Source organism: Deefgea tanakiae (assembly GCF_019665765.1).
Classification (GTDB): Bacteria; Pseudomonadota; Gammaproteobacteria; order Burkholderiales; family Chitinibacteraceae; genus Deefgea; species Deefgea tanakiae.
Window position 1 is genome coordinate 2,972,766 of sequence record NZ_CP081150.1, and the last position, 14,511, is coordinate 2,987,276.

The following is a 14,511-nucleotide window of genomic DNA, read 5'->3' on the forward strand; positions in this document are numbered from 1 at the left end:
TTGTATCATATAACTGTTTTTAAACTTACGACATGTTCATAGTACCCAGACTCATCGTAGCAACAACAACTTATCGTAATCGGTAGAGATGTTCTGGCTGTTTGAGCCATTTCAACCGCGCCTGCAATTGCTCGGTGATATACACATCGCCATTTGCAGAAATCAGCAAAACCTCTTTTACTCCAAAGCGCCCAGCGTACTGAAGTGCTGTTGCAGTGCCATTAATAAACATCGGTTTGGTCGCCACATCTGAAATCGCTCCCGCATCTTTACTCACCGGTGCTAGCACCGTTGCGGCTTGCATGCCTTGCGCGGGCTGGCCGGTGCGCGGATCAATAATGTGCGAGAAACGCTGCCCTTTGATTTCAAAAAAGCGCTGATAGTCGCCCGATGTACCGATCGCTTCACCATCTTTGAGCGCAATCGTCGCCATTGCTTCTGGGCTGCGCGGACTTTGCAATCCGACCGTCCAGGGCTCGCCGCCTTTTTTACCCAGCGCCAAGACATTGCCGCCAATATTAATCAGCGCGTTCATCACGCGCTTTTTGCGAAATTGATTGGCCACATGATCGAGCGCCCAGCCTTTGGCAAAGCCACCGAAATCCAGTGCGACCTGTGGGTTGCTGCTGCTCACACTTGCCCCATCCCACTGCAAATTTTCTAGGCTAGGCTGTGCTGCCAGCGCCGTTTGTAATTTCACAGGGTCGGGCGTCACAGGGGCAAAGGTGTCTTGATGGAACCCCCATAAACTAACCAATTGCCCCACGGCGGGATTAAATAATTGATCCGAGCGCCGCGCATAATCCGCCGACTCTTTAATGAGATCGGCTAACTCAACATCAACTACCGTAGTGTCGCCCTTGGCAAAAGCAGCATTCAAACGAGTGACTTCGGATGGTTGCCAAGCGTGTAATTTAGCGTGCAGGCGATCCAATTCCTTGAGCGCCGCGCCCGCGTGTTTGGCGGCAACGTCATCTTCTAGGCCATAAATGCTGATTTGCACCCGCGTGCCAAACACATAGCTTTCTTGGGTATACACTTGCGAGCGACTGCAGCCAGCTAAAAGCACTAAAGCCGCTAGGATCAAGTAGCGGCTTTTTGGATGAATAGAGACAGCAGAAATCAACTGACTTTCCTCTCCAGCGCATCAATAAACAGCGCCGCCACATTGATGCCCGATTGCGCGGTAATTTCTTGGAAGCAAGTCGGGCTGGTCACATTCACTTCAGTCAGATTGTCGCCAATCACATCCAAACCGACCAGTAGCAAGCCTTGCGCAGCCAAACGTGGGCCAAGGCTTTGAGCGATGTCTCGATCACGCTGTGTGAGCGGTCTGGCCACGCCGGTGCCACCTGCAGCCAAATTGCCGCGTGTTTCGCCCTGCGCTGGAATCCGCGCCAAGCACCAATCAACGGGCACGCCATCAATCAGCAAAATACGTTTATCGCCGTCCACAATCGCTGGCAAATAGCGCTGCGCCATAATGGTTTGTGTGCCATTGGCGGTTAAAGTCTCAAGGATAGAGCCCAGATTGGCGTCATCTGGGCGCAAGCGGAAGATGCCAGCACCACCCATGCCGTCGAGCGGCTTCACGATCACATCGCCTTGCTCCAAAACAAAAGCCCAAATGTCGGCGGGATTTTGGCTAACCATGGTCTCGGTGGTGAATTCTGGAAACTTAAAAATCGCCAACTTCTCATTAAAATCGCGCAGCGCTTGCCCGCTATTAAACACATTCGCGCCTTGCTCTTCTGCCAAAGTAAACAGCTGCGTTGCGTAATAATATTGCTGATCAAATGGCGGATCTTTGCGCATCACAACGCCAGAAAATTCCCGCAGCGCGATGGTTTCAGTGTCGCCTTCGCCGTACCAATTTTTGCCAGCTTCAGCATCATGAATCGTCAGGCGCCGAGCTGCGGCCTGTACCAAGGTGTTTTTCAGGCTGAGTTCATCAATCAAACACGTCCACACCTCATGCCCACGCGAAACCGCTTCGCGCATCATCACGTAAGTCGTGTCTTTATAAATCTTAAAACTAGCGAGTGGATCAACGACAAACAAAAAGCGCATTTTGAAATCCTTAAAAAACATTGTTCACGAAAGGCACGAAAACACACGAAAGAAAGGCATAAGCCACAGAATTTTGATTTTTGCGTGCCTTTCGTGTTGTTCGTGGACTAAAAAATCTTTTGCCGTTGTTTCGAATCAATGCGCCAACTTCATCACAATCACACCGCCGACAATCATCATCGCGCCGACTGAGCGCATCACGGTCAGCGGGTCGTTAAACCACAAAACGCCCACGGCAAATGTACCCGCCGCACCGATACCCGTCCATACTGCATACGCCGTACCAATTGGAATCTGCTTTTGCGCCAGCCACAGCATAAAGCCGCTCACGCCGATTGATACAATCGACGCTGCAATCGCGAGCTTTGGATAGTTTGTTGTTTGCGATAGCTTAAAGCCCAGTGGCCAGCCAATTTCACACAGACCGGCAGCTAATAAATATAGCCACGCCTGTGTGAGTGCCGACATTAGTCTTGCTCCAACTCGAGCGAGGCGGCTAACAAGGACAAACGCGCTACGACGCCGTAGGCGTAGAAACGATTCGCTTCACAATCCGGTGAGCCATCGCAGTCGGGTGTAGTCAACGGAGTCGCGAAGGCTAAGGGTTTGAAGTGCATACCCGGTGCGTTTAGATTTTCATCGATGCCGCGCCCAGTGTGCACGCGGTAGAAACCACCGATGACAAAGCGATCGAGCATATACACCACCGGTTCAGCCACGCCATCGTCGACCACTTCCATCGTTGGCACGCCTTCTTGCACGATCACATCGTGCACGGTCACGCCTTCTTTGATGACCGACATCTTGTTGCGCTGTTTACGGTTCAAACCGAGCAATTCTTCGCCCGATTTCACACTCATAATCCCCATGCCATACGTTCCGGCGTTGGCTTTAACGATGACAAACGGCGTTTGCGTGATGCCGTGCTCAGCGTATTTGGCGCTGATCTTGGCAATCATCGCATCAACGGTGGCTGCCAGTTTTTCTTCGCCTTCGCGGGATTGGAAATCCAAACCATCCACATGATCGAAATACGGATTAACCACCCAAGGGTCGATGCCAATCAACTCAGCAAACTCATTCACCACGGTGTCGTAGGCGGTGAAATGCTGCGTTTTGGTGCGCGTTGACCAACCCGCGTGCAGCGGTGGTAGGAGTGACTGCTCGATGTTTTCCAAAATCGCAGGGATGCCCGACGACAGGTCATTGTTTAGAAGAACCACGCACGGGTCGAAGTCGGCTAAACCAACCCGATTCCCCACGCGAGTCACTGGCTCTTGGACCATGGTTGAGCCATCTGGCAATTCTAAGGTCGTCAACTCGGTGATTTCAGGGTTGAGGCTGCCGATGCGCACCACCATGCCTGCTTGGCGCAAGATTTTGGCCAGAGCCGCGACGTTTTGCAGATAAAACTGGTTACGAGTGTGGTTTTCAGGAATCAGCAACACACGGCGCGCATCAGGGCAATAGCCTTCTAGCGCCATCATCGTCGCTTGCACCGCCAGCGGATGAAAGTCGGGGTTGAGATTATTGAAGCCACCGGGAAATAGATTCATATCTACCGGAGCGAGCTTATACGCCGCATTGCGCAAATCAACCGAGCCATAAAACGGTGGCGTGTGCTCTTGCCATTGATTACGGAACCAGTGCTCGATTTCCGGCTGCGCCGCAAGAATTTTGCGCTCAAGGTCTAAAAGAGGGCCCGTTAAGGCGGTGGTCAAATGCGGCACGCTCATAGCGACTCCGGCAAGAATTAGAAAGTAATCTGCAAGATATGGCGGCGAGCGGGTCAAATTCAAGCGGCAGTATTACCTAGCTTGAGTTAAATCAAACGTATTGCCACCTAGCCATTATTTATCAAGGCTCGTATAGCAATACATCAGTAATTTGAAAGTCAATTGGCATAAGGCGAAATTGCGAAGCCTGCTTGAGACCCGCTAAAGCCCCCACGAGCGCGGGCCAAGGTGCCGCATAGATATTGGGGTCTAGACATTCGCCCGGCAAATCATGGCGAAACGCAAAATTATCCTGTCCCAGCACCAACTGCGCATTAATCCCCGGTTTATTGCCGCGTGGATCACAGCGTGTCCAGCCGTATTCTTCCAGCCAAATCGCAACCAAACCATGCAAACAAAATGGCGGATTCGCGCCTGCAAAAGTCAGCCTTTGATAACAGAAACCCGCCGCAATCCCATTCGCCCGCAATAACGCCACCAGCAAATGGCTTTTGCTATAACAAAACCCAGTCCCAACGGCGAGCACATCCGAGGCGATACAGGTAACCTCTTCCCGCCCTGCATCGATGCAGTGCGATATTTCATCGCGCACCCACATAAATGTTTGTAGTGCGGTTTGGCTCGGAGTTTCCCCGCGCAAGTGCTGCGCCAATTGAGCGATATGCGGATGTTGCCAATCGATGATGGCATCACTGGCGAGATAGGGTGTTAAATCAGTCGACATCACTTTCCATTGCATTGAATCTCAGAACAAAGCACGAATTAACTTAACGCCGCCAGCGATCACGCAATTGCTCCTGCGCCTCGCTCTCATCGCGGCAAACTTGTCGGCTATGCGCGTTGAAACCGCGCCACCAATCCTCATGACTACGCGCAAAAGCATCATATTTAGTTTGATTTTCAGTCAGAAATAGCCATGCAGCACAAACCCAGCTCCACATTACACACCTCGCATCAATTCACCTCATGCCGCTATCATAGGTGCATAATAACGCTGTGATTAGCCGTTAAAACCAAAACCAACTGTTCTCATATGAAAACAAAATTGTTACCAGAAGCCTTATTGGCATTTGAATCTCTAGCTCGATTGGGCAGCTTTACTGCTGCCGCTGCTGAGCTCGGTTGCGCCAAAAGCCATGTCAGCCAACTGATCAGCCAGCTCGAAAGCGAGCTTAGTTCTGTGCTGCTACTGCGTAGCACGCGGCGGATTTCATTGACAGAATCGGGACATAAACTGCTGCCGCATGCGATGTCATTACGCGAGTTATTGGGGCAAGTTCGACTCGATATTGAAGACACACAACAGCATATTGAAGGCGAATTATTAATCAGCACCACGCCGTCGATGGCGCAATATGTGGTCGGCCCACTGATGGCACAATTCAGTAAAATTCAACCCAAATTACGTATTCGCGTTGATGCCAACAGTCGTTTCCAAGATCCGATTACCGAAGGTATCGATTTTTGTATTCGCTCCGGCAAAGTGGGAGATGAGCGTTTGGTGGGGCGTTTACTGGGGCACTCTTTGGATAAACTCTACGCCGCGCCCGCCTATTTAAATAAAGCACCGCCCTTACGCTCGCCTATCGATTTAGCGCAACACGATATTTTACTTAGCGATGATTACCAAGCCACGCGGCAGTGGCAACTACGCAATGGTAACTCCAGCATCACGGTCGATTTACTGCCTGTGCTCTGCAGCAATAACAATCCAACGCTGGCCATGAGCGCGGTAGCGGGCTACGGGATTGCGCTGTTGCCAGAAATCGTTGGTGATAGCTATTGTCGGCTGGGCTTGCTGCAAGCGCTATTGCCGGAATGGTATGAAAAACCAACGCCGGTGTATTTGGTGTTTGCTCACCGTGCGACGATGCCGCGCAAATATCGAGCGTTGATTGATTTTATTCAACCCGCCTTACAAGCGCATTTAGCGCAAAATATCTAAGCGGGCCTCCGTTTGACCTAATCATTTGTCATTTTTTATGCACAGCGGTCAGATTTGCTGACTACATTAAAAGCAAATCGTTTCTTGCTGGTAAAGATCATGCTCAGAGCACCTCAATGGACGTGTGTATTTTGGCTGTGCTGCCTACTTGGTACGCCAAGTTATGCTGCGGAAGTCATCATTTACGGTGATGATGATTACCCACCCATTATGTATAAAGACCAGCAAGGTCAAGCGCAGGGCGTGATGACGGATGCAGTCCGCCATTTTGAAGAATTCAGTGGCAAAAAAGTACAACAAGAGCCTACTTCATGGCGGCGTGCTTATGAATATGCCACCAGAGGAAAAGGTGGCATCATCGGACTATCAAAAACCAAGGAAAGGTTGGCCATTTTTGATTATTCGGATGTGATCTTCGAAGACAATATCTATTTAGCCGTGCGTCGTGGCAAAACGTTTGACTTCAAAACACTCAACGATTTAAAAGGTAAGCTCATCGGTGTACATCTTGGGGCGAGCTATGGTGACAGCTTCGATAGTGCAATCAAAGAAGGTCTTTTTATTGCCGATACAAGCACGACGGATGTGATTCGCTTAAGAAAGCTACTTCGTGGTCGTCTTGATGCGGCGGTCGTCACGCATGGGCAAATTGGACTCGATGCAATTCTTAAAACTGACGCTGAATTATTGGCCAATAAAAATGAATTTGTCGTGTTAGCTACGCCCTTAGTGCGCGATCCGTTGTATTTGGGATTTGCCAAGAGCATGAAGATGACGACTTTTCTAAACGAATTTAATCAAAGCCTAAAAGCCAATAAGACGCCACTTATGGTCAAAAAATAATAGATGTATGTCCATCAAGCCATTATTGAAATTTGGCTTGACGGATACACTTCATAACCAACCTTTGCGCTTAAAGAACCAATACGGCGCGATACCCGACATAATCATCAGCACCAGCGCAGCGGGATAACCCCAGTTTTCGCTTAATTCGGGCATGTGGGCGAAATTCATCCCATAGATGGATGCGACCAAAGTCGGCGGCAGGAAAACGACGCTGGCGATTGAGAAAATCTTGATGATTTTATTCTGCGCCAAATTAATCAAACCCATCACCGCGTCCATCAAGAAGTTAATCTTGTCGAATAAAAACGCGCTGTGATTATTCAGCGATTCCAAATCGCGCAGCACTTCGCGTAAATCGCCCTCTTGCGCGGTGGCCAATACGCGAGAGCGCAGTAAAAACGAGAGCGCGCGGCGTGTGTCCATCAGATCGAGCCGCACTTTACCGTTAATGTCTTCATGCCCCGCCAATTCGGCTAGCGCCTGCCCCATCAATTCATCGGTCATTTCGGCACTGCGATCCAGCACGCGGCGACTCACGCCATCGAGCTTGGTATAAATCGCTTCGAGCACATCGGCATCGTATTCGACGGCTGCATCATAAATCGACAGCAGGATTTCTTGTGCTGTTGAAACAAAGCCGGGCTGTACGCGGGCGCGCAAACGAAATAGCCGAAATACGGCGAGTTCTTCTTGGCGAATAGTCAGCAAGCGGCCTTGATTGAGCAAAAACGACACCGTCACGTTGCTGTATTCATCGTCATCATGCGAGAGGAAAAACGAACTAATGTGCACGCCGTTTTCATCAACATAACAGCGTGCCGACTCTTCCAAATCCTTCACTTCTTCGTCTTCGGGTAGCTCAAGTTTAAACACCTGCTGCACTAATTCACGCTCTTCATCAGTCGGGTCGACCATATCCACCCACAGCACTTCGGGGCGTGATAAATCAGCAGGCACAAGGGCGGGAACTTGAATCAAACGACCGGCAGAGAGAACAAAGGCATTGAGCATTAAAAAGCCCTATGTGAAGTCAGCAAAAAACCGGGTGATTATACGCTGCTAGGGCAGCAGCATCGCGTTTTATCAACAACAATCCACCGGATTAATATCGACTTCGATGTTGCAATCGTTGATAAACAAAAGGCGGCACGCGCCCGACCAAGGCTTCGAGCATCTCTAATTCCGCATCGGTGTGATTCATCGCTTTGGCTTTCTCAATCAAGGGCTGACTAACATCCGCATAAATCCACACTGGGTTTTCATGGTGCTGCGTGGTTTGGGTAAATGCTTGCTCAACTTGTGCGAGCGGCGTGAACTCTGCCTTGCCATAGCACAAACAGACATAGGTTTTGTCTTCGCAGGCCTCGATATACACGCCTGTACCCCGAATTCCTAGCGTTACCGTTGGCGTTGCAATCTGCGTCTCCCCTTTGGCAAATACGCCCAACACTCGTCCTGAAATCACGCGCAGAACTTGGCTGAATGTAGAGCCTCCCCCACTTTCTAGGCGAATCTTGCTGCCGGCGCGCTGCAAATAGGCATCTTTACCAACGACAAACACCACTTCAGCATCGGCAAAGGTTTCAACATGATCGCCCTGCTTGACCAATTGCCCGATGCTCGCTGGCTGCCCGTTCAAATGCACTGTGCCTTTGATGCGTAAGATCCCCGCATTTTGGCTCATCGCCTGCACTTGCTGCCAAGGCATCAAACCGCCCAGCACCAGCGTGGCCGCCAAGCGTTGTAAGACGGTACGGCGCGAGATTTGAGGAGGACGATAAACTGAATCCGACATGGGGCACTCCCGATATTCAATAGTTATATCGGTATAGACAAGCGACAAGATTATTTGCTGTCAAATTCATAAACGCCATCCCAGTCGGCGGGGGGCGGGTGAAGGCGGAATTGCTCAATCCGCTTGATGTATAGTTTGCGTAAAACAAGATTACCAATAGTATCCAACTGCAGCAAAGCAGAATCAAAGTCTAGCGAGCGATACATTGCTAAAAATTGCTGCATGATTGCGACCTGTGCTATCTCGCTATCTACAATTGGCGCAAACAAAGTCACTGCCGTTTGCTTGCCCAACACGCGGACACGATCGACTTCGAGATAGTGAAAGTCTGGCGCGGCATTGCGAGTCGCTTCGCCAACCAAGACGCCAACGCCATAGACTTTGGTCAGGCTCTCAATCCGCGCGGCTAAATTCACCGTATCACCCATCGCGGTATAACTCATCCGATATTTGGAGCCCATATCGCCCACATTGGCCACGCCGCTATTGATGCCAATGCCCACCGCAATCGGCGGCCAGCCTTGCTGCTCTAATTGTGGATTGAGCGTTGCGAGCATGGCTTGAATTTCGAGCGCCGCCGAAACCGCATGCCGCGCATGCTGTGGATCGGCGACGGGTGCGCCCCAAAATGCCATCACACAGTCACCAATATATTTATCAATCGTACCCGCCTGATACGATGGCGCATTGCCGCCTTCGCGAATGACCTTGGAAATGCCGGTTAAAAACTGATTCATGTATTTCGCCAGCGACTCCGCATCCATGCCTTCGGAAATATTCGTAAAACCCCGCACATCGGTAAACAATACACTCAATTCGCGACTCTGCCCCTGCGTATTGTAATTGGCGGGCGAAGCGCTCATTTTGTCGACTAATTCGGGGACGACGTATTGGCCAAATAATTGCGTGAGCTGTTGTTTATGACGGTTTTCTTGAAAATAAGCGCAAATCATATGAATAAAATACAGCAAGGCAATCAAAGTCATACTGCTACTGAGCGGCATATCTAAACTGTGCTGCCGCCAGAGGTACACATTGATGGCCAACACCACGGCGAGCAAGAAGACCGTGGCTAAGCTGGCTCGCAACGGCGAGTTGCGGCGTAGCAAGATCAACAATAGCGCCGACAACACCAATAACTGCACCAATTCGGCCGCGCGCAAATAAGCAGGCCGATGCAGTAATTGACCATCGAGCAAGCCAGACACCAAATTGGCGTGCACTTCAACGCCGGGAAATGCCTCGCCCATCGGCGTTGCGCGCAGGTCATTCAGCCCCGGCGCACTCGTACCGAGCAGCACAATTTTGCCCTGCAGTTTTTCTAATGGAATTTTTTGCTGCAGAACGTCCGCCGCCGATAAGTAATGATGCGTAAACGCATCGCCCCGATACGGCACCAAGGCACGTGCGGCCTCGTCAACTGACAACACACGATCGCCCAAGCGGATTCCTTCAATCACGCCCGAAGCGCCATCGTCAAAAACGACAGGGGTCGGCGGCGGTAAGTCTTGCGCCACCTGCGCCAGCGCCAAACCCAATGCGGGATAAACCGCGCCTTGAATATTCACCGCCAGCGGAATACGCCGAGTGACGCCATCCCCATCGGTAGCGGGTAAAAAATGCCCACCCGCTTTGGCAATAAACTGCGGTAAATTCGCGCCAAACGTCGTGCCGTGATTGAGTCTAGGCGCTAGCGCGCCCCAATCATTGGCCGACATTGGCGGCGGTAAAGCGCCACTGCTCACGCCATCAGCCGCAAAATAAAATCCAGTCACAATGCGGCGCTGTTGCAAAGATTTGGCAAATTGAGCGTCGTAATCAAGCTGGGTTTGTAGTTTTTGCAGCGAGTGCAAAAAGGCTTCGTTTTCTTTCAATTCACCTTGCGCCAACTCATTGAGCGCCGCCAAACCACTGCTGTGATCGGCCTCGGCAAACACCATATCAAAGCCCAGCGCACGAATCTGGTAGTGATCGAACATCGTATCGACTAACTGCGCCAGCTGATTGCGCGGCCACGGCCAGCGCCCCACTGCAGCCAAACTCGCCTCATCAATATCCACAATCACCACGCGTGCATCAGCCTGCTGCGGCGCAATCTTTCGCATCCGCGCATCGTAAGTCAGGGTGTCCAATACTTTTAATGAGGGTATAGCCATAAAGCCAAGTGAATACAATACCAATACGGCAATACATGCAAAGGAGAGTGCAGCGGCAAGATGACGGCGCAACATAGCAATACTTTAAACGAGTCGTTTTAGACTCTTAGTCTAGCGATGATTGATGTCGAGCGAAATATAAGCTGCGCTCTAAAAGGCGGATTTTGCTTGAATTACAACGATGCGCTGAACCCATGAATTTGAATTCGGAAAACAAACCAATTAACGAACCTTAATAAGAATGAAAGCTAAAAATAAAGCCTCATCAGGCATGCAATTTTCTAGTACTTGCCATTCATGATTTCAACCGCTTAATTACATTAGCATGTTCTTATATTGTGCTAAGCTGTGTCCAAATTTGATGTTTTTATTCAATTCAGCCAGCGAACCATGCCAAAACTTACCCGCCTGTTTTTCAATTCAGTGAGCTTCTTGCTCTGTTCTTCGATCTCTTTCGCCGCGCCTCTATGGCAAAGCAATACGGCATACCAAATCAATGATATTGTTACTTTTGAAGGGCGAGATTACAAAGCGCTGAAAGGCCATATCACCAATCCAACTTGGTTGCCAAGCCGCTCTCCTGCGCTATGGGTGGATATTGGGGTGGCAAGTGCAGTGACAGCCAAGACACAGAATCAAACAACGCTGATTGAGAAAAGCCTCCCGTCAGTGGCTACTACGCCAAAACCGATCCCCACAATCGCAACAACAGTCATCAATAATCATATTGCCGTAAAAGCCATCGCCAGCATGCCTGTGAGCGCTGCAAATCAAGCGAGCGAAATTCGTTTCTCATCAACGACGGTGATCAAGCCTAGCAATACAGTCGACAACAACCTGCAATTGCCAAGCGCTCCTACTGCGAACTTAAGCACACAAATCGTTAAAGCATGTGCCGCACCATGGTCTGCTAGTGTTTTATATGCAGCTGGCGATGTGATTAGTTTCGGTGGAAGCAACTATCAAGCTAACTCTCAAAATGTCGACAAGAATCCAAAACGTGTCAGTACGAATATCCTCAGCAGCAAGTTTTGGAAAAAACGCAAGGATTGGAAAAACTGGCGTAATCAAGGGCAATGCAGCAATACAGTCGCACCAGTAAATCCAGACTCAACGACAAAACCTATCGTGTCAGCAACTCCAGCTGTGACGATGCCCCCAGTGAATACGCCAACTCCCATCGTAACCATTAAGCCAGCAGGTACACCGACGCCTAGCGCGACGATTAAACCGGCAAACACGCCAACCCCAACACCGACTGAAGAAGCAGAAACGACCCCCATACCAACAACACCGGGACATGCTGTCACCACACCAACACCGACAGAAGACCCTGATGTCACGCTGCCGCCTACGACTGCGCCGCCGGTTATTACACCAGCACCTGTATCTGACCCAGTCAAACAAGCATTAAGCTTAGCAACTCAGCGGGCGATGTCGTATCAGCAGCTGCAATCGGCGGTGATTGCGGATATTTACGGTGATGCCAGCCTCAATGTTGCATTGAATCACACCACCGAAAGTATTGAAATTCATCGCTCAAATTCACTGTCAGCCATCCCATTCATCGTCGCAGATGATGGCAGCGGTATGGCTGCTGTTTCGCAAAATGGTAAAGGGCGCGCGTTGGCCTATGGTGCGAATGTTCTGCTTTGGATGGCCAACCAATCAAAGGAAACACAACACCTGCCGCTGTTTACCCGAGCTTTTAATTGGGTGGTGACTGGCAAAGCGAGTGGGCCTCTCCCTGCAACGCTCAGATTTACGACCGCAGGCTATGATGCCGCCACCGTCAGTCGCATGATTACTCGACTCGGCAAGAGCCCTTTGGTTGTCCCTTGTAATTTGGTCGATGCAAATAATACCTGCTGGCAAGATGCCGATCTCTTGGTGTTTGGCTCAGGCGTGAAAGACGACCCTGCCCTCGCAGCACTCGTTCGCAAATACCAAGAAAATGGCAAAGCCATTATTTATATGCACCCCAACTGGGTTGAGTCCGCAGGCGGTCGTAAAGTATTACAGGGCATCGGCATGGAGTTGGGTGGCTATCCTGGCAACTACTATGCCCCCTTGGCAGGTGTATCCGTTGGGGCTGACCGTAGCGCAGCAGATTCAATACAAAAAGCCGATCAGATGGGCGCCTTGGTCAGTGCCTTAACACAAATGGCGGACAATAACCCTAGCCTGAACATCAGTACCGAAACCGCAATGACCAATGCCATTTCGCAAATGCAAGATGAAATGGCGTGGATGCAAAAACGTGGCATTGATATCTTCACCGCGCCCAATGCGGACTTGCATCGATTATTGATTCAATGGGCTGATCTATACCGCCCAAGCATCCAATACGGCACGATTTTCCGCACGCGCGAGCCCGCCAAATTCTTGCGCACGTATGCGTCAGACTCTTGGGTTGCGTTTAATCGCGCTAGCACCACCGTCAACGCCACGGGTCAAGGCGATTACATGCCTGCTGTAGCGCAAACCATTCCAGTGAGTAGTACGAGTGAAACCATTGAAGTGACGATCGCCCAATCATCCGGTATCACTGCAATTGGTCGCGGTGCGATACCTGGCCAACCTGTGTATATCGAAGTGGTCAATGATGGCGGCACCAGCGGCCTGAATTTACAAACGAGCCATGTACGTGCCTATGGCAACCCACTGACCGACAAAGAAAGTGAGGGCTATAAACGCCCACGTGAACCACAATCCTTCCCAATCCCGCTGCAAGACACCGGAGAAAGCGTATTTGTCAGCCCTTTCGGTGGCCCACTCTTCCTTAGTTATAGCGGCGCAACGGCAGGACAAAGTGTCACATTAAGAATTCGTGGTGCAGCCAAGTACGCTCACTTTGACTTTACCAAACCACAAAGCGATGCCGATATTGCCGAGGCTGTTGCCGCGCTCAAGCGGGCTGATTTTGGCTGGCAAACGTCTAAATTTGTCGGTGGCGAAATCCAGCAAACGATAGGCTATGCAAAACAAGCGATCGGCAATGCGGATCCTAAAGTCGTGATTATCGATCAAGTTAAAGGCAGCTTGTTTGACTCCAACCACATTGCCAACGGCTACAACAATATGCCGATGAGCAATAATGTCTCGATGCTCTGCACCCAGTTTGGCTGGGATTGCACAGGGCCGATTCATCGCGCACCGGGCGTACAGCACTTTATTGGTTGGATCGCACAATGTGGCTTCCTTTGCTCTGGTAATCCATCGGATGGGTTTTCAGGCATTGGTGGCACCGGTTGGGGGCATGCCCATGAACTAGGCCACAACACGGTACAGCGCGTGATGCGCATTACTTTTAATGGCAAAGGCTGCGTGGTTGAATGTGATAACAATGTTCTCGCCAGCATTCAAATGATGCGCCAATTCAAAACGCTGGGCATCGACACTGGCCACCCAACGGATCACCCTGGCTTGTATCAACGGATTGTCACCAACCGCAATAGTGGACTCACTGGAGATGCCAAAATCCTCGACATGCAAACCAATTTATGGGACATGAACAAAGGCCAAAATCCAATGCGCGCAGTGCATTTCCAGCTCGCCTTCTTGTTCAGTAAATATCGTGTGCAGGAAGCAATTCCGAGCATGGAGACCACATTAGATTACTTCACATTACTCACCAAAGGAGACCGCTTGGTTGCTCGTGCTTGGGATGCCAATAGTAAAGACAAGTATGCAATGGGCAGATTTAGCAACAACACCATCAGTAATCCTGACTTGTTGTATGTGTTGAGTTCAAAAATCATCGGCAAAGACTTACGAACGATTTTTGCGATGTATGGCATGACCGTATCGCAAACAGCGCTCGACTCAGTCGCCAGCCTAGGTTTTCCTATCGTTTCTGAAGAGTTTTATGCATTAGCAAGCGGTAAGCACAATCAACCCAGTACAGGACAATGGGTTAATTTGACAGGGCAAACCCCAAGCTACCCTTATTAAGTTGAACAA

The 14,511-nt window shown here is 50.3% G+C and carries 12 protein-coding genes; 3 read left to right on the plus strand and 9 right to left on the minus strand.

All coding sequences use genetic code 11. The annotated features are described in order from the left end of the window. Positions 1 to 70: 70 nt before the first annotated feature. The 6 genes from K4H28_RS13890 to K4H28_RS13915 all read right to left on the minus strand — a co-directional run bounded on the left by K4H28_RS13890 (position 71) and on the right by K4H28_RS13915 (position 4,747). Positions 71 to 1,126, minus strand: coding sequence for an FAD:protein FMN transferase (locus K4H28_RS13890; RefSeq protein WP_255573542.1), 1,056 nt, complete (start codon positions 1,124 to 1,126; stop codon positions 71 to 73). Next, positions 1,123 to 2,070, minus strand: coding sequence for a glutathione synthase (gshB, locus tag K4H28_RS13895; RefSeq protein ID WP_221005745.1), 948 nt, complete (start codon positions 2,068 to 2,070; stop codon positions 1,123 to 1,125). Before gshB ends, K4H28_RS13890 begins: the two co-directional genes overlap by 4 nt. Before the next feature lie 135 nt (positions 2,071 to 2,205). Then, entirely contained in the window at positions 2,206 to 2,538 is a 333-nt protein-coding gene (locus tag K4H28_RS13900; RefSeq protein WP_221005746.1) for a DMT family transporter, read from the minus strand. Then, complete coding sequence (gene gshA / locus K4H28_RS13905) at positions 2,538 to 3,806, minus strand: glutamate--cysteine ligase (RefSeq protein WP_221005747.1); 1,269 nt, start codon at positions 3,804 to 3,806, stop codon at positions 2,538 to 2,540. The genes K4H28_RS13900 and gshA overlap by 1 nt, the downstream gene beginning before the upstream one ends. A gap of 121 nt (positions 3,807 to 3,927) precedes the next feature. Continuing rightward, positions 3,928 to 4,530: a transglutaminase-like domain-containing protein gene (locus K4H28_RS13910; protein ID WP_221005748.1), complete on the minus strand. Its 603-nt coding sequence runs from the start codon at positions 4,528 to 4,530 to the stop codon at positions 3,928 to 3,930. A 43-nt stretch (positions 4,531 to 4,573) separates the two neighbouring features. Beyond that, on the minus strand, positions 4,574 to 4,747 hold the full coding sequence (locus K4H28_RS13915; RefSeq protein WP_221005749.1) for a hypothetical protein: 174 nt from the start codon (positions 4,745 to 4,747) through the stop codon (positions 4,574 to 4,576). Positions 4,748 to 4,839: 92 nt separating this feature from the next. Here K4H28_RS13915 and K4H28_RS13920 point away from each other — a divergent pair, with 92 nt between their 5' ends. Both K4H28_RS13920 and K4H28_RS13925 read left to right on the plus strand, forming a co-directional pair. Continuing rightward, complete coding sequence (locus K4H28_RS13920) at positions 4,840 to 5,751, plus strand: LysR family transcriptional regulator (RefSeq protein ID WP_221005750.1); 912 nt, start codon at positions 4,840 to 4,842, stop codon at positions 5,749 to 5,751. Between the two features lie 99 nt (positions 5,752 to 5,850). Continuing rightward, positions 5,851 to 6,594 (plus strand): substrate-binding periplasmic protein, encoded by a 744-nt coding sequence (locus K4H28_RS13925; RefSeq protein WP_221005751.1) that lies wholly within the window; start codon positions 5,851 to 5,853, stop codon positions 6,592 to 6,594. A 51-nt stretch (positions 6,595 to 6,645) separates the two neighbouring features. Here K4H28_RS13925 and corA read toward each other — a convergent pair whose 3' ends face one another. The 3 genes from corA to K4H28_RS13940 form a co-directional block, all read right to left on the minus strand. Then, the gene (corA, locus tag K4H28_RS13930) at positions 6,646 to 7,608 is read right to left on the minus strand and encodes a magnesium/cobalt transporter CorA (protein ID WP_221005752.1); all 963 of its coding nucleotides are present in this window, start codon (positions 7,606 to 7,608) and stop codon (positions 6,646 to 6,648) included. 91 nt (positions 7,609 to 7,699) lie between these two features. Next, entirely contained in the window at positions 7,700 to 8,392 is a 693-nt protein-coding gene (locus K4H28_RS13935) for a FecR family protein (protein WP_221005753.1), read from the minus strand. A 50-nt stretch (positions 8,393 to 8,442) separates the two neighbouring features. Continuing rightward, a complete protein-coding gene (locus tag K4H28_RS13940) occupies positions 8,443 to 10,623 on the minus strand; it encodes a CHASE2 domain-containing protein (RefSeq protein WP_221005754.1) in 2,181 nt (726 codons plus the stop codon). Between the two features lie 315 nt (positions 10,624 to 10,938). On the opposite strand from K4H28_RS13940, the gene K4H28_RS13945 reads away from it, so the two are divergent. Beyond that, a complete protein-coding gene (locus K4H28_RS13945) occupies positions 10,939 to 14,502 on the plus strand; it encodes an ImpA family metalloprotease (protein ID WP_221005755.1) in 3,564 nt (1,187 codons plus the stop codon). Positions 14,503 to 14,511 lie beyond the last annotated feature (9 nt).